Here is a 15568-nt window from a genome sequence, read left to right on the forward strand (position 1 = left end):
GGGTCGATCCGCGAAGCGGAGCGGGGTGGGGGTATCGCGGAATTCAGCGTCGTCCCCCCACCCGGCCCGCTATGCTCGCCACCCTCCCCACAAGGGGAAGGGTAAGACCAGCGCTCAAGGTCTCACCTGTCCCGACCCGCGCACACGGTATTTGAACGACGTCAGCTGTTCGACGCCCACCGGTCCGCGCGCATGCATCTTGCCGGTGGCGATGCCGATCTCGGCTCCCATGCCGAACTCGCCGCCGTCGGCGAACTGCGTCGATGCGTTGTGCAGCAGGATCGCCGAATCGATCTCGTTGAAAAACCGCTCGACGGCTTGCGCATCCTCGGCGACGATCGCCTCGGTGTGATGCGAGGAAAACGTCTCGATATGCTCGATCGCACCACCGATACCGTCGACCAGTTTTACCGCGATGATGGCATCGAGATATTCTGTCACCCAATCGGCATCGGTCGCCGGTTTGGCGTCGAAAAACACTTTCAGCACCTCGGTATCGGCATGGATTTCGCAGCCGGCCGCGCGCAGCGCGTCGAGGATCGGCACCAGATGCGTGGAGGCAACCGCCCGGTCGACGAGCAGCGTCTCGGCGGCACCGCAGACGCCGGTGCGCCGCATCTTGGCGTTGACGGCGATCCGCACCGCCATATCGAGCTTGGCGGAACGGTCGATGTAGAGATGGCAGATGCCTTCGAGATGGGCGAAGACCGGGACCCGCGCCTCGGCCTGCACCCGTCCGACCAGGCTTTTGCCGCCGCGCGGGATAATGACGTCGAGGTTGCCGCCCAACCCCTTCAGCATCTCGCCGACGGCGGCGCGGTCGGTGGTCGGCACCAGCTGGATGGCATCCTCCGGCAGGCCCGCTTGCTTCAGCCCTTCGACCAGGCAGGCGTGGATGGCGGCGGAAGAATTGAGCGAATCCGAACCGCCGCGCAGGATCACCGGATTGCCGGCCTTGAGGCACAGCGCGCCGGCATCGGCGGTGACGTTCGGGCGGCTCTCATAGATGACGCCGACGACGCCGAGCGGCGTGCGCACGCGCTCGATATGCAGACCGTTCGGCCGGTCCCACTGCGCGATCACGTCGCCAACCGGATCCCGCAGCGCGGCGATTTCGCGGATGCCGTTGGCCATGGCGCGGATGCGCGCCGGATCGAGCTTCAGCCGGTCCATGAAGGAGGTGGAAAGCCCGGATTCATGACCATTCGAAACATCGATGGCGTTGGCGTCGAGAATGTCCTGCTCACGGGCCACGATCGCCTCGGCCATGGCCAGCAGTGCGGCGTTCTTGGCGGCGGTCGTGGCAATGGCCAGCGGCCGGGCGGCAGCGCGGGCGCGCCGGCCGATATCGGCCATCAGCGCGACAGTGTCATCCCCGGATTTTTCATGCAGTTTCAGCATGGCTCATCCTCCGCTTACATCGCCACCGACCGTGACTTGGTCACCGGCCCCTGTTTGGTCGCCGGCCCGTACTTGGTCACCCGAATGGCTCACCACAAGGTCGTCGCGGTGGATCATCGCCGAACGCGCCTCGTAGCCGAGCACGGTTTCGATCTCGGCCGTCTTCAGGCCCGCGATCCTTACGGCATCGGCGGCATCATAGGCAACCAGCCCGCGCGCGATCTCGCGGCCCTCGGGCGACAGGATCGCCACCGTGTCGCCGCGCGAGAAATTGCCGCTGACCAGCTTGACGCCGGCCGGCAGCAACGATTTGCCCGACAGCAGCGCGCCGATGGCGCCGGCATCGACCGTAAGCCGGCCGGCCGGCTCGAGCTGGCCGGCGATCCAGGTTTTGTAGCCCTTGACCGGGTTGCTGCTCGGCCGAAAGAAAGTAGCGCGCTCGCCGCGTTCGATCGCCATCAGCGGCGACAGCCGAGTGCCCGACGTGATGATCATCGCGGTGCCGGCGGCGGTCGCGATCTTGCCGGCATCGAGCTTCGTGCGCATGCCGCCGCGCGACAGCTCGGAAGCGGCCGCACCCGCCATCGCCTCGATATCAGGCGTGATGCGGTCGACCACCGGAATGAATTTGGCGTTGGGGTCGCGCGCCGGCGGCGCGGTGTAGAGCCCGTCGATGTCGGAAAGCAGCACCAAAAGATCGGCGCCCATCATGGTGGCGACGCGGGCCGCCAGCCGGTCATTGTCGCCGTAGCGGATTTCGGAAGTCGCCACCGTGTCGTTCTCGTTGATGACCGGCACTGCCTTCATCTTCAAGAGTGTCGAGATCGTCGCCCGCGCGTTGAGATAGCGGCGGCGCTCCTCGGTGTCGCCGAGCGTCAGCAGGATCTGGCCCGATTTCAGGCTGCCCTTGCCGAGCGCGTCCGACCAGGCGCCGGCCAGCGCGATCTGTCCCACGGCTGCCGCCGCCTGGCTCTCCTCCAGTTTCAGGGCTCGCTTGCCGAGGCCAAGGATGGTGCGGCCAAGCGCGATGGCGCCGGACGACACGACGAGGATTTCAGCGCCGCCCTGGGCCAGCCCGGCAATGTCGTCGGCGAGCGAAGCCAGCCAGTCGCGCTTCAGGCCCGTCGTGCGGTCGACGAGCAGCGCCGAGCCGATCTTGACGGTGATGCGCCGATATTTTCTCAGCGACTGCATGACCCTATTTGTCCCAGCGCGTCTCGACCGGCGCCGCGATCTGCGCGCGCGCCTCAGCAATCACCGCCATCAGCGCCCGCTGCACCGCCTCGACGCCCTCGCCGGTGACCGCCGACAACAGCATCGGCGCGCGGCCGGCAGCGCGTTTCAGCGAGGCGACCTTCTTCTTGCGCGCATCGGCGTCGAGCGTGTCGACCTGGGAAAGCGCCAGGATCTCGACCTTGTCGGTGAGGCCATGGCCATAGGCGTCGAGCTCGGCTCGCACGGTCTTGTAGGCCTTGCCCGGATTTTCCTCCTGCGCCGAAACCAGATGCAGCAGCACACGCGTGCGCTCGACGTGGCCAAGGAAGCGATCGCCGATGCCGACGCCCTCATGCGCGCCTTCGATGAGGCCCGGAATGTCGGCGATGACGAATTCGCGCGCGTCGATGCGGGCAACGCCGAGGCCGGGATGCAGCGTCGTGAAGGGATAGTCGGCGATCTTCGGCTTGGCTGCGGTGACCGCCGCCAGGAATGTCGACTTGCCGGCATTGGGCAGCCCGACCAGCCCGGCATCGGCGATCAGCTTCAGCCGCAGCCAGATGTTGAGCTCTTGCCCCGGCAGGCCGGGATTGGCGCGGCGCGGCGCCTGGTTCGTCGAGGTCTTGAAATGCTGGTTGCCGAAACCGCCATTGCCGCCCTTGGCCAGCAGAAAGCGCTGTCCGACCACGGTCAGGTCGCAGATCAGCGTCTCGTTGTCTTCTTCGAACACCTGCGTTCCGGCCGGCACTTTCAGCGTGACGTCGGCGCCCTTGGCTCCGGTCATGTTGCGGCCCATGCCGTGGACGCCGGTCTTGGCCTTGAAATGCTGCTGATACCGGTAGTCGATCAGCGTGTTCAGCCCGTCGACCGCCTCCAGCCAGACATCGCCGCCGCGGCCGCCGTCGCCGCCATCCGGCCCGCCGAACTCGATGAATTTTTCACGCCGGAACGACACCGAACCGGCGCCGCCATCACCGGAGCGGATGTATACCTTGGCTTGATCGAGAAATTTCATGAGATTGTACAGTTTCTACTAGTGGCTTTGCGGCATTGCTCTAAACCTTGGCCCTTGCTCTAAACCAAGGCGCGGCGAAGGGCGAGGCCGTTTTGTGACAATGGCCATGTGGGTTGGCCGGAGAGACGTCGGAATGAAGCTTGTAACCTACAACATCCAGTACGGCATCGGCCTCGACGGGCAGTACGATGTCGGGCGCATCGCCGATGCCGTGCGCGGAGCCGACGTGATCGCTTTGCAGGAGGTGACCCGCAACAATCCTCGGAATGGCGGCCGCGACATGGTCGCCGAGATCGGCGAGGCGCTGCCCGACTATTTCGCCGTCTATGGCAGCAATTTCGAGGCCAATATCGGTTCGCACATCGACAACGGCCGTGCCGTGACGAAAACCTTCCAGCTCGGCAACATGGTGCTGTCTAGGACGCCCATTCATCTGTCGCGCAACCTGCTTTTGCCGCGCAGCCGCAGCTTCGAGATGATGAACTTCCAGCGCGGCGCGCTGGAAGCGCTGATCGAGACGCCGCTTGGTTTCATCCGCTTCTATTCCATCCATCTCGATCACCGCAGCCCCCTCGAACGCGCCAGCCAGATCCAGTTCCTGCGCCAACGCATGCTGAACTATGCGCTCGAAGGCGGAGCACTGTCCGGCGTCGCCGAGATCGGCCTGCCGGAACTGCCGCATCCCGAAGCCTTTGTCGGAATGGGCGATTTCAACATGCTGGCCGGCTCACCCGAATATGTCGAACTCGCCGGCCGGCCGGACCATGAATTCGGCATGCCGCTGACCGCCGACTTCGCCGTCGATGCCGCCTTGCGGCTGAACGCCACCGGCGACGATCTCATCAGTTGGGTTGATCCCAAGCAACCCACCGATCCCAGCCGGCACAAGCGCATCGATTATATCTTCACCAGCGCTTCGCTTGCCAGATCCCTGCAGCGTCTATGGGTCGACCGAAAGGCAGTCGGCTCGGACCATCTGCCAGTGTGGGTCGAGCTGGGCTGATGGCCATTCATCTGGCGGCGTTTTCGCGTTCGACGATCGCCATCATGATCGTATCGCGGTATTCCCCGTCGACATGGACGGCATCGCTCTGCACGCCCTCCCTGACAAACCCGACCTTGTCGTAGAGAGAGATGGCGCGAGCATTGTCGGAATGCACGGAGAGTTCGATGCGGACGAAACCGGCCCTGCGCGCTTGCGCCAAGGTTGCATTGATGAGCCGCAGTCCAAGGCCACGCCCCCGATAGGGAGGAACAATCCCCATCCCGAGGGAGCCGCGATGGGCATGGATGAGCCGATCATGGCGTGAGATGTCGCACCAGCCGACGACCTCGCCACGAACAACGGCCACGAACCCCGGATCGCCTCTCCCGATACGATCCATTGCGAAACTTCTGACTTGATCCAGCGGTGGCGCCTCAAGGAAGGACAAGTACTTTCGCTCACGCGCTACGACATCGAGCGCGCGATGAAAGCTTTCGATATCCCCAGGCGTCATCGGCGCGATCGCGGCCGTTTCAATATCGCTGCTGTCGACCATTGGCTTGACCGCCGTCATCCATCAGAAATGCACCCAGTTCCGCAGGCTGGTCCAGGTCTTGCGATCGAGCCGGTAGCGCTCGACGGGAACCTGGCCGGCGACGATCGAGTTCAGCATGCCCTGGCCGGCATACTGGAACCCGCATTTGTGGATGACGCGGCGCGAGGCCGGATTGATGACCCGCGTCGAGGCATGCAGGACCTGGATCGACGTCCTCTGGAAGGCGAGATCGACCAGCGCGTGCGCTGCTTCCGTCGCATAGCCCTTCTTCCAGTGCGGCTCGCCGATCCAGTAACCGAGCTCCAGCCCGCGATCGGTGGTGTTGAGGCCGGCGCAACCGAGGAAGGTGTCGGTGCCAGCCAGCGTCAGGGCATAAGCAATGCCGGCCCGGCGCGATTTGGTCATGGCCAGGAAAGCGCGCGCCTCGGCCTCGCCATAGGGGTGCGGCATGCGTGCCAGCATTTCGGCGACATGGCGGTTGTCGGCAAGCTCGACCAGCTGCGCGATATCGCCCTCGTGGGGCGCCCGCATCACCAGCCGCTCGGTGACCAGCACCGGGCAGTCTATCGCGTAACTTTCGTCTTCTGAGTCTTCCGCTTCGGCAACCATTTGAAAGTCCTCCAGGCACAAGAAAAAGGGGAGATGGAAACCCATCTCCCCTGATCCTTTTCCTGGCTTTGCCAGACACCGGTTCCCGAGATGGGCGCCGGTGTTCTAGTGCGGAACCGGCTACTCCGCGGCTTTGGCAATCGGGTTGACCGATACGTAGGTTCGGCCGTTGGCTTTTTTGTTGAACGTCACGGCGCCGGTCTCGAGCGCAAAAAGCGTATGGTCCGTGCCCATGCCGACATTGACGCCGGGATGCCACGTGGTGCCGCGTTGACGAATGATGATGTTGCCCGGGATGACGGCTTCGCCGCCGAACTTCTTCACGCCCAGACGCTTGGAATGCGAGTCGCGACCGTTGCGCGACGAGCCGCCAGCTTTCTTGTGTGCCATCTAACTAACTCCGTTGCGCCGCAAGGCGCCTAAAAGGCCTTATGAACGCGTTCGCGTTCCGTTTCAAGTCCGATCCGGCGACCTGGTCGCCAGAAAATTACTTCGCCGCCAATTCCTTGGCCTGCTCGCGCCAGTCCTTGATCTGGTCGGCGCTGAAGGGCATGTGCTCGTCGATCTTGGCGACATCCTTGTCGGTCAGCTTGGCGAGCTGCGCGAAGGTGATGATGCCCTGCTCGTTGAGATCCTTGGCTGCGACCGGGCCGATGCCCTTGATCACGGTCAGATCGTCCGGCTCACCCTTGGGCGCCTTGAACAGCGGCGCTGCCGCGGTCTCGGCTGCCTTTGTCTCGGCTGCCTTGGCCTTGGGCTCCTTCTTCGGCGCGGCTTCCGCCTGCACCTCGGTGGCGGCCTCGGCCTTCATCTTCTTCGGCGCCTTGACCGCTGCCGTCTTCGTCGGCTTGGCGCCACCCAGCAGGATCTCGGAAATCCGCACGGTGGTCAAAAGCTGGCGATGGCCGATCTTGCGGCGCGAATTCTGCCGGCGGCGCTTCTTGAAGGCGATGACGGTGCGGTTCTTGCCCTGCTCGACGACTTCGGCGGTGACCACCGCGCCGTCGACGAACGGCGCGCCGAACGTGACATTCTCGCCTTCGCCATGTGCGAGGACGTGGCCGATCTCGACCATATCGCCGACAGCGGCTTCGAGTTTTTCGATCTTCAGGAGATCGTTGGCGGCAACGCGATACTGCTTGCCACCCGTTTTAATGACTGCGAACATTTTTTGCCTTTCGCTGTTCGGTCGGCCTTGATGAGCCGCCTCTGGCGGTTCAGCCGTCTTTTTGTCAGTCTGCGGGTTCAAAAAACAAGCGGCGCGGAAGAACCCTCCACGCCGATTGCGCGCTGTCCCTAACCGAAGGTTGAGTGCGAGTCAAGGCAAACAGCTGTTGTCGGGACTGTTGTTGGCGGCCGAAGGATCGAGCGTGTCAGCACGACTGCACGACGTGACCGTCATCGAGGCAAGCACGCGTGACTGGTTACCAACCTACCCAGGCCTCGCCGCCGCTGAACCGTCGCGAATCCGCTGCTTGCCCGGCAAGCCAAATAACTGACGGATTGGCCTTGTAACCTGCCCGTTCAGCCGTTATCTAGTGCGCCGCGCCGGCAACGGCCGACCATGACCGCGGAGAGGTGGCAGAGTGGTCGAATGCACCGCACTCGAAATGCGGCATGGGTGCAAGCCCATCGGGGGTTCGAATCCCTCCCTCTCCGCCATTTAGCTTCCATAAAAATCCTTTCCTTTCAAAAGCTTCCTTGTTGCGCTTGACCAGCACGAAGCGAAACATATCTTAGACTGTGTAACAAACTGTGTAACATTAGAGAAAGATAATGCGACGTTCCGCAGCGCCAAAGCCGCATAAACGTGAAGGCATCTGGTATCTCGTCCGCAGGGTGCCGAAGGAATTCGCGGCGTTTGATCGCCGCTGCCTAGTACGCATTTCCACGGGCGTCGCCGTGGCTGACGATCCCCGCGGTGTACGGGCGCGAGATGCAGTGCAAAGCCTCGGCGCGGGGCTGGAGGCGTATTGGCGTAGACTGCGGGAAGGCCAATCCGCCGAGGCGGGGCTGCGTTTCGAAGCCGCGAGGAAGCGCGCGCGGTCATTTGGATTGGCCTATCGCACTAACGAGGAACTAGCAGCGGGGCCGCTCGACGAACTCATGGCCCGTATCAAGCTGCTCCTCGACAAAAAATCGATCGAGGACGCGCAGGACGTCTCGGCCGTCATGGGTGGGGAGAAGCGGCCAGCGGTCCGCCTGAGCGGTCTTATCAAGGAATTCGAGACGATCGAGCAACAGAACTTGCTGACCATGTCGCCCAACCAAATCAAGAAATGGCGTAACCCCAAAAAGCGCGCAGTTGCCAATCTGGTTGGAGTCATTGGCGACAAGGAGATCGCAAGCCTCACTCGGGACGACGCAATCGCGTTCCGCGAGTGGTGGCAAAAGCGGATCGTTGAGGATGGACTTGATATCGGTACGGCCAACAAGGACATCGGCCATGTTTCGAAAATGCTGCGCGTCGTCGATCTGACTCACCAGCTCAAGCTGGAGCCGGTTTTTCGAAACCTGCGTCTTTCCGGCGCCGTCCCCGGGCAACGCGCTGCGTTCACAGCGGAGTTCATTCAGGAGAAGATACTCGCTGAAGGCGCGCTCGACGGACTCAATGACGAAGCCCGCCATCTAATCTATGTGATTGCCGATACCGGACTCAGGCTTTCTGAAGCGGCAAACCTCACCACCGAAACAATCCACCTCGATCGAGAAATCCCGCATGTGCGGGTGCGCCCCAATGGCCGTCGCTTGAAGACCGGTCATTCAGCCCGTGACATTCCCTTGGTTGGCGGCGCACTTGCAGCCATCAAGCTCCATCCGGACGGCTTTCCTCGTTATCGCGACAAGGCCGCGTCACTTTCAGCGCTCGTCAACAAGGTGCTCGCCAGCAAGGAACTTCTGCCGACTTCCGAGCATAGTCTTTATAGCCTGCGACACACTTTCGAGGACCGGCTGACGGCAGTTGAGGCGCCGGAGAAGGTAATTGCTTCTCTGATGGGCCACAAATGGATCCGGCCCAAATACGGCGCGGGACCTTCGTTAGCGCAAAAGCGCGAGTGGCTCCAAAAAATCGCTTTTACCCCGCCCGGGCGAATGTGATTGCGGCGCCATCCAGGCCTTGAGAACCAACCTCACGGCTCCAGCTGTCCGAGCCATTTAGGTTGAGCGTGGCCAGCACGCGCTGCGCTCGCTCGCGATTTCCGAGCTTCCGCCGCATTTGTTCGACCTCGTATTCCAGCCTTTCGAAGGTCGGTATATAGGCATCTCCATGCCGGATGACCAAGTAGGCGGCAACAGCTAGACACCATTCTAGCTCCGTGGCCGATGGATCGGAAAAAGGGGCGACGCCATACCAAGACGAGCAACGCCTCTCGAGGGCTTCCGAACTAGGCAAACGGCCAGCATGTGGCATGGGAAAGAAACCTATGCCTGATCGACGAACCTAAAGTGCTCACGAAGCTTGACCGGTACGCGGGCCATCGGAGGGTTCTGCCTAAAACCGCCAAAAATTTTGAAACACCCATTCATCCGGCTCGAATTCAAAGGGATCGGCGATTTTTGGGTTATGGCTTGCAAGCATAGTTCAGCCCAGACAAGAACGCCTGATATCTTGTCGTGCACTGTCACCCTGCCAAATATGGTGCCGGCGACAACGGCAGTTTGGCGAGCAGAAGAATTCCCGAGACTGAGACGTTCTACGGCTTGGCCCATGTTCGCGCTCCTCCTCGATTGGAGACAGGATGGGCCATATGGAAGCGAATAAAAGGAGGTTGGTGACGAGTCTCGGTAGTGGAGTAGAAACGGGTGGAAAAGCTTGCGCTATTCGCCATCGGCGCCGCTAAGCGCATTTGAGAGAAGGGGCAGCGATCGCCAAGAGATGACGTCCGATCGCAAGCCGGCTAGAAATGCGACAGTGACGCGCCTTTTTTGGCACGACCTTAGCACCCGATCGGGCCTCAGCTGGTCGTCGTTGCGCAGCCGATCGGGTGCGATTTTTATAAAGCTCTCTTGGCTTTAGCTTTGAGAGCCCGTCATCGAGACAAATGCAAGGGAACGGTCCGCCCCCTGGGGACATTCGACATGCCGTGGCAGCTTCCTATGGTGAGCCAGCGCATTCCGATACACGTTTTCCGCGCTCTACCGTTGCTCCAGCACCTGTGCTGAGGCTGAGCGCTTGATCAGGACCCGACCGCTGCTGTTGCGGGATGGTGACTGGGTTGAGGTCGCGAAGACCTTGACCGCGGGTACGTTGTTCATCCCGATGAGCGCTGAGCCGAGAAGCAGCCAAGAACGCTTCCCGTAATCGAATCCTACGGGAACCGCGAAACCAGCGTCCAAAGGACGCAATTCTCCGACGTCGTTCACTCAAGCTCATCTCGCAACTTGAACGCTTGTATGAAGCCGCTGCATGTGCGCCGGTGGACCGGATTGCTGCTATCCAAACCACGTGCTCAGTTTCGCCCCCGTAATAACTCTACCGTCCGAAACGGCTTTCGCGCGTCAGGTCCACCCCACATGAAAGTTCCGCGAGCAGCACGGACGGAGAGGCCGGTCACAACTCCTTCGCGTGCTCTTTTACTACCGAATCAAGTGCCAAATGGAGAGGCACTGCCTTAGAGAACAGGAAGCCCTGCGCGGTTCTGCAGCCAAGCTTGTACAGAGTTTGCCGATCTGCCTCTGTTTCAACGCCCTCGGCCATGACCTCGATCCCGAGCGTCCTACCAAGATCAATCACCGCTTTGACAAGCAGCCGATTCTCCCGGGACTTGGCTAAGCCGCGAACGAAGCCCTGATCTATTTTCACCTTCCTGATCCGACTGTCCTTGAGCGATGCCAACGTCGAAAAACCGGTGCCGAAGTCATCGAGCGCGATAGAAATGCCAGCATGTGAAAGCCGGGCGAGCTTTTCATCCACTCTGTCCGGATCCACTGGGGCTTCTTCGGTAATCTCGATGTCGAACATCGTTGCAGGGAGGTCTTTTGCCGCCAGACCATTAAGAATCATCTCGTCAATATCGCCAGCTTCCAACTCGCACGGTGAAACATTCATCGCCACACGAACATCACGACGGTCAGCTTTGACCAAGCCCTCGATAAGAGCGCAACAGTCGGCGAATACCGTTTGAGTTAGCAGCTGAAGCATTCCAGTTTCGCGTGCCGCTGTCATGATCTCGGGCGGAGAAATGGGACCGTGAAGCGGGTGAGACCATCTTAGCAAGGCTTCAAAACTGACGACGGCTTCAGTTTCGAGTCTTACGATTGGCTGAAACCAAGCGACCAAGCTTCTCATCGTTATCGCCGAATGAAGATCGCGTTCGATTGACTGGCGGCGTTGCAACTCCCGGGCTAGCTCGGCATCGAACAGACAAAATTCATTCCTGCCGCGGCGCTTAGCTGTGTAAAGGGCGATGTCGGCCCGCAACAACATTTCCGTTAGTCCGGGGTTTTCAGCCAAGTAGATTCCTATAGACGCTCCAATGCGGACTGATGCGATCCCAGGATAGGGGCGAGCAAGCTTGGCTATGAGATTGGACGCGAGATTGGTGGGAGAAGGAGAATTCTTTCGCGAAGAAAAAACCAGCACGAATTCATCCCCACCGATGCGGGCGAGCGTTGAGCCCTCCGGTGCTTCTTCCTCTATTCGGCGGGCGATCCTGGCAAGCAGCTCGTCACCCGTTCTGTGACCGTAGGTATCGTTGACAGATTTGAACCCGTCCAGATCAATCAGCATGGCCACAAAGGGTCCATCGGTGTTCTCAAACTGATCGATTGCATGTTCGAGGCCCCGCCTGTTGAGGAGCGCGGTAAGATGGTCCTCCCTGGAATTGCGCTCCATTTCCGCGGCAAGCCGCTCGGCTTGATGTCTCAGGCGGCTCGCGTCACGGAAGCGCGCTTGTCCAACGAACGAGGATCGAACCAGGCCGCCCTCGAAAAGCAGGACGGCAAAAGCCAGAATGTAGTTTTCCGGGGCTCCCTTCGTCAGCAAACATGCGGCGGCAATGAGGAGTGGCGGTGTGATGAAGCATATCGCTGCCGCAGCATATGAGCTGCCGTACGTGACCGCGCCAGCTGAAATGCCCGCCAGAATTATTAGATGCAGCGATGCTTGAGACGTCGTGTATCCAGCCGTTAGGACGGCAAGGAATGACCAGGTGAATCCCGCCAGAAGAGCAAGCCTGCCAAACCAGCGAAGCCGCAGCCAAACCCGTGTCAGATCATCCTGGACTCCGGGTTCCTTCAGCTGATGACGGGCGAGTGCAAGGCGGGCGGCATTTATCGCATTAACGACCGAAAACCAGGCCGCGCCAGCAAGACCGTTCCCGGAAAGGGCCTGCACGGTCAAAATCAGCCCGGACAGCACAATGCTTATCGGCATTGAGACGAAAAGGCCTGCCCTCAGATCAGCGAGCTGGTCCTGAAGGATTCTCGCCTCCAGCGGATCTTCTTTTTCCAAGGCTGGACGGGTCAGCTTGCTTACTCCTGCTTGTCCGCAGCCTATGCAGCCCCCCTGAAGGACGGGTTAATTCTTCAATCGGAGATCAGCGTCGGGGAGCAGGATTACTCCGGTGCATCATGCACTCTCTCATCGCTCGCCCAGCACGCGCAAAAATGCGACTGCTGGTGCAGTATCACCGCTGGAGCTCCGCCGAAATCCCATGCCGGACAAGGGGAACATGTTGGGCAAAGCGAAGCCCCAGATGCCTTGCAAGCCGTGCCGCCAGGTGGTCTCTGGAGTAGAGTCCAACCAATATGTTCGTTGCATGGTAGAGCGGCGCCGCCGACAGGCGCAGCCGCCTTTCGTATATATGCAGCATGTCGGGGTCGCCAACATTGCGGCCGTCGCGGCACGCAGTCATGATTCCACGGGCGAGTTGCTTCTGGCTGCTGAGACCGATGTTGAATCCGTGAGCGGTCACCGGGTGCATGCCGATGGCAGCGTCGCCGATGAGTGCGGCGCTCGGCGCCCGGAATTTGTGCGCCCAGGTCGTGACCAGCGGATAGGTGTGGCGCTTGCTTGCCAAGGTCATTTTTCCAAGGCGCCCTCGACACCGTTTCGTCAACTCCGACAGGAACAAATCATCATCGAAGGCAAGCAGTCTATAGGCCTCGTTTGAGCGCAATGTGAGCAGCAGCGACGACATGCCCTCCGCGAGGGGCAATATCGCTATCGTCTGATGGTGATCGAACCATTCGATGGCGATCTGGTGGTGGGCGCGCTCGTGCCTCACTCGGCAAATCAGCATCGAGTGGCCAAGCCGGTTGATATCGGCGCCGATGCCTAGCAGATCACGCGTGGCGGACAAACGCGAATCCGCGGCAACAACCAGCCGAGCAGTTAAACGCGCGCCATTAGAGAGCGTTACGACTGCTCCTTCTTGGCTGTTTGTTGCATCGACGACCGAGTGGCCGCACAACAGCCGGGCGCGATCCTGCAAGCGGACGATTTTGAACAGCGCCTCGCGGATCCGGCAATTTGGAACCAAAACCCCCAGCGGTTCTCCAGAGTTGCTGGGAGGATCGAAACGAAGAGCGAATGCGCTCGAGCCGTTGAGCACGCGCGCGCCTTGAAGTGCTGATTTGTCCGAAGCCGGGATGACATCCCAGGCGCCGAGCTCGCGAAGGGTTCTGATCGAAGCGTTGGTCAGCGCGATTTCGCGACCATCGAAAGCCGGATTCGCCAGACTATCGAATGTGTTCTGTTCAACAACTGCCACCTTGAGTTCGCTTTGGGCAAGCGACGCAGCGAACGAAAGGCCGACCGGGCCGGCTCCAACGACAACGATGTCAAAATTATCGTCAGAGCCCATCAGCGTGCCGCCATCCGGTCGCCTATCCTCGTGTAACGGTGGAACTGAGCCGAGTGACATGAGCTCCGTGCCCGCCGCATTGCCTAAAGGCGCTGGGCCGGGAGATTCGCATCGATCGGCAACGAAGCACTCAAAGCGCTCAGAGGTGGATGCGGCTAACCGATCCCGCCCTTTCGCCGCGCAGCCGCGCAGATCGCCGCCAGCAAGCGAGACACTCGCGACGCTGGTCAGCGACGGCCGCGCCGCATCGATCGCCACATTCCACCTGGAACCCTTGCGCATACTACTCACGCTCCACGACGTCGAAGCGGGCTCTCTTGCGAGGGTGAGGGTATCGAACGTAGCGCTCTCTCTCGTCATCCCAGCCAAGGTAGCGGAAACTTTTATCCACGACCGCGCATATCTCATCAAGAACCTGCTGCATGGCTTCGATGTCGATGTCCTTGCAATTCAGTCGCCGATAGAGCAAAGCCCACGCGGCGACATAGTCGTCGAAATAGCGCGCGTCACTCGAACCAATGATCAACTTCGGACGGTTGATCGATTTCGAAAACGCACGTCCCAACCCCGATGATGCTCCGCAGCACGTTGACATCACGAGGATCTTCGGCGCTGGATGCGAGCCCTGGAACATTTTTACGAAGTCAGCCCAAAGAAGGCCACTTCGCCCACTGGACGAAGCGATCCCGTCACCATTGCCGTGCCCGGCGATGTGAAGCACGTCGCACTCCGCCTCCATCGCTCGTACTACAGCCTCACCAAATTTCGTTCGGTTCAACGCCATTTGGAGCTCCGCGCGGATGTTGACAGCCTTTAACAAGTGCTGCACGATCGGTCCCTCTTGCCTGTCGGCGAAGTAGTCATTTGCATTGTGGCAGTCGATGATGTGTACGGTGTTCATGGTACTCCAGCCGCTTGTTCGTTCATCGTCGTGACGAGCGGACACCACGCGCGCGGAACCGCGTGACGTGCGCTGGGTTCCGGTACCGTCGCATAGCCTCAAGGCGCGGGCCGGGAATCGGGATGGATCGGCAACGACGCACACAACCCATCAAAGGCGAAAGCTGTTGATCGGCCCCCTGTCCGCGCAAGCCACGCGGATGGTCAGCCAGCAAGCGAGATACACACGACGCCGGTCAGCTAATGGCTGCGCCGTAAGCACAAGGCATGGCCGACCACACGACAGAAAACCCAGAACCGTGAAGGTGCTGATAATGACGACCAATCTTTCCGTAAGTCATGCATTTCTCCGTCGAAGACTGGTCAATAGACCACGCCGATGAGTATGACCCTGATCTGGATCAGCCAGACATGACCAATCGGCACTGGCGGTTCACGGTCAGGTGATCGACCGTGACGTTCCACTTTGGAACCCGTGCGCACATTGCCAAGCTCTCGTCCGGCCACGCGAGGTACTCTCGTGGCATCACACGCCTCATACTGGGTGCAATGGGAGGCAGTCCTTCGCACGACAGAGGCTTTTCACAAATGTAGTGTGCAGCTTAGGTCAAGATGGTCATGGAGCATGGAGCATGGAGCATGGAGCATGGAGCATGGACAGCTTGTTCCCGACCGAGCCGGCTCGACTGACGAGCGCGATCCGCGCATCTTATGCACAGCGGATTGAAATCAGCGTTCCGGTTTGTCGTCCCGATCAATTAGTATCCGCTCGGCGGCTCCGTCGAGATCTTCGTATTGACCGCTTCGCAATGCCCAGACGAAGCCGGACACACCCAGTGCACCCAGAAAAAGGGCCACTGGTATGAGATAGAGCAACGTCGTCACGAGGATTATGCCGAATAGCTGACTGCGGAGCGTCCGACTTTTTGAATAACTTGCAGCGTCGCATTCGCCCCGAAGCCGTGCAAGCGCAATGCGTTTCCAATAACAAGCACCGATGAGGCAGACATGGCAATCGCCGCTAACAAAGGCGTGGCGTGGCCCAGGATGGCGATCGGCACGGCGACGGCATTGTAGAC

The 15568-nt window shown here is 60.6% G+C and carries 14 protein-coding genes and 1 tRNA gene; 3 read left to right on the forward strand and 12 right to left on the reverse strand.

Translation table 11 applies throughout. The annotated features are described in order from the left end of the window. Positions 1-114: 114 nt before the first annotated feature. Genes EN925_RS03855 through obgE form a run of 3 tightly spaced genes read right to left on the reverse strand, consistent with a single transcriptional unit; the run spans position 115 to position 3631 of the window. Positions 115-1401, reverse strand: a complete 1287-nt coding sequence (locus EN925_RS03855) for a glutamate-5-semialdehyde dehydrogenase (protein ID WP_127385438.1) — start codon at positions 1399-1401, stop codon at positions 115-117. A 3-nt stretch (positions 1402-1404) separates the two neighbouring features. Then, positions 1405-2595: a glutamate 5-kinase gene (gene proB, locus EN925_RS03860; protein WP_127368023.1), complete on the reverse strand. Its 1191-nt coding sequence runs from the start codon at positions 2593-2595 to the stop codon at positions 1405-1407. A gap of 4 nt (positions 2596-2599) precedes the next feature. After that, on the reverse strand, positions 2600-3631 hold the full coding sequence (gene obgE, locus EN925_RS03865) for a GTPase ObgE (RefSeq protein ID WP_013529067.1): 1032 nt from the start codon (positions 3629-3631) through the stop codon (positions 2600-2602). 133 nt (positions 3632-3764) lie between these two features. On the opposite strand from obgE, the gene EN925_RS03870 reads away from it, so the two are divergent. Further along, positions 3765-4634, forward strand: coding sequence for an endonuclease/exonuclease/phosphatase family protein (locus tag EN925_RS03870; protein WP_013529066.1), 870 nt, complete (start codon positions 3765-3767; stop codon positions 4632-4634). 7 nt (positions 4635-4641) lie between these two features. On the opposite strand, the gene EN925_RS03875 is transcribed toward EN925_RS03870, so the two are convergent. From EN925_RS03875 to EN925_RS03890, 4 genes are all read right to left on the reverse strand, one after another. Then, entirely contained in the window at positions 4642-5172 is a 531-nt protein-coding gene (locus EN925_RS03875) for a GNAT family protein (protein ID WP_127368022.1), read from the reverse strand. Between the two features lie 21 nt (positions 5173-5193). Then, positions 5194-5781 carry a GNAT family protein gene (locus EN925_RS03880; RefSeq protein ID WP_164766114.1) on the reverse strand — a complete coding sequence of 196 codons (588 nt, stop codon included), beginning with the start codon at positions 5779-5781 and terminating at the stop codon, positions 5194-5196. A 120-nt stretch (positions 5782-5901) separates the two neighbouring features. Beyond that, positions 5902-6171: a 50S ribosomal protein L27 gene (gene rpmA / locus EN925_RS03885; protein WP_013529063.1), complete on the reverse strand. Its 270-nt coding sequence runs from the start codon at positions 6169-6171 to the stop codon at positions 5902-5904. A gap of 97 nt (positions 6172-6268) precedes the next feature. Further along, positions 6269-6949, reverse strand: a complete 681-nt coding sequence (locus EN925_RS03890) for a 50S ribosomal protein L21 (RefSeq protein ID WP_127368020.1) — start codon at positions 6947-6949, stop codon at positions 6269-6271. A gap of 404 nt (positions 6950-7353) precedes the next feature. Here EN925_RS03890 and EN925_RS03895 point away from each other — a divergent pair. After that, a tRNA-Ser gene (locus EN925_RS03895) sits at positions 7354-7443 on the forward strand. A 114-nt stretch (positions 7444-7557) separates the two neighbouring features. Next, a complete protein-coding gene (locus EN925_RS03900; RefSeq protein ID WP_063169217.1) occupies positions 7558-8880 on the forward strand; it encodes an integrase in 1323 nt (440 codons plus the stop codon). A gap of 1453 nt (positions 8881-10333) precedes the next feature. Here the strand turns inward: EN925_RS03900 and EN925_RS03905 are convergent. The 5 genes from EN925_RS03905 to EN925_RS03925 form a co-directional block, all read right to left on the reverse strand. Beyond that, positions 10334-12235 carry an EAL domain-containing protein gene (locus EN925_RS03905; RefSeq protein ID WP_082826564.1) on the reverse strand — a complete coding sequence of 634 codons (1902 nt, stop codon included), beginning with the start codon at positions 12233-12235 and terminating at the stop codon, positions 10334-10336. Between the two features lie 175 nt (positions 12236-12410). Further along, the gene (ubiM, locus tag EN925_RS03910; protein WP_024502870.1) at positions 12411-13592 is read right to left on the reverse strand and encodes a 5-demethoxyubiquinol-8 5-hydroxylase UbiM; all 1182 of its coding nucleotides are present in this window, start codon (positions 13590-13592) and stop codon (positions 12411-12413) included. Between the two features lie 280 nt (positions 13593-13872). Further along, positions 13873-14490: a hypothetical protein gene (locus tag EN925_RS03915; protein WP_063169219.1), complete on the reverse strand. Its 618-nt coding sequence runs from the start codon at positions 14488-14490 to the stop codon at positions 13873-13875. A 728-nt stretch (positions 14491-15218) separates the two neighbouring features. Next, on the reverse strand, positions 15219-15374 hold the full coding sequence (gene ccoS / locus EN925_RS03920) for a cbb3-type cytochrome oxidase assembly protein CcoS (protein WP_081714250.1): 156 nt from the start codon (positions 15372-15374) through the stop codon (positions 15219-15221). Positions 15375-15379: 5 nt separating this feature from the next. Beyond that, the coding region (locus EN925_RS03925; RefSeq protein ID WP_164894126.1) for a hypothetical protein at positions 15380-15568 on the reverse strand (189 nt) is incomplete at its 5' end.

It is taken from the genome of Mesorhizobium sp. M7A.F.Ca.US.006.04.2.1 (assembly GCF_004022915.1).
In the GTDB taxonomy this organism is placed as follows: Bacteria; Pseudomonadota; Alphaproteobacteria; order Rhizobiales; family Rhizobiaceae; genus Mesorhizobium; species Mesorhizobium ciceri.

Bases quoted from the DNA above. Each gene is read 5' to 3' on its own strand.
- EN925_RS03855 (WP_127385438.1), bottom strand. From the start codon at position 1,401: ATGCTGAAACTGCATGAAAAATCCGGGGATGACACTGTCGCGCTGATG.
- proB (WP_127368023.1), bottom strand. From the start codon at position 2,595: ATGCAGTCGCTGAGAAAATATCGGCGCATCACCGTCAAGATCGGCTCG.
- obgE (WP_013529067.1), bottom strand. From the start codon at position 3,631: ATGAAATTTCTCGATCAAGCCAAGGTATACATCCGCTCCGGTGATGGC.
- EN925_RS03870 (WP_013529066.1), top strand. From the start codon at position 3,765: ATGAAGCTTGTAACCTACAACATCCAGTACGGCATCGGCCTCGACGGG.
- EN925_RS03875 (WP_127368022.1), bottom strand. From the start codon at position 5,172: ATGGTCGACAGCAGCGATATTGAAACGGCCGCGATCGCGCCGATGACG.
- EN925_RS03880 (WP_164766114.1), bottom strand. From the start codon at position 5,781: ATGGTTGCCGAAGCGGAAGACTCAGAAGACGAAAGTTACGCGATAGAC.
- rpmA (WP_013529063.1), bottom strand. From the start codon at position 6,171: ATGGCACACAAGAAAGCTGGCGGCTCGTCGCGCAACGGTCGCGACTCG.
- EN925_RS03890 (WP_127368020.1), bottom strand. From the start codon at position 6,949: ATGTTCGCAGTCATTAAAACGGGTGGCAAGCAGTATCGCGTTGCCGCC.
- EN925_RS03900 (WP_063169217.1), top strand. From the start codon at position 7,558: ATGCGACGTTCCGCAGCGCCAAAGCCGCATAAACGTGAAGGCATCTGG.
- EN925_RS03915 (WP_063169219.1), bottom strand. From the start codon at position 14,490: ATGAACACCGTACACATCATCGACTGCCACAATGCAAATGACTACTTC.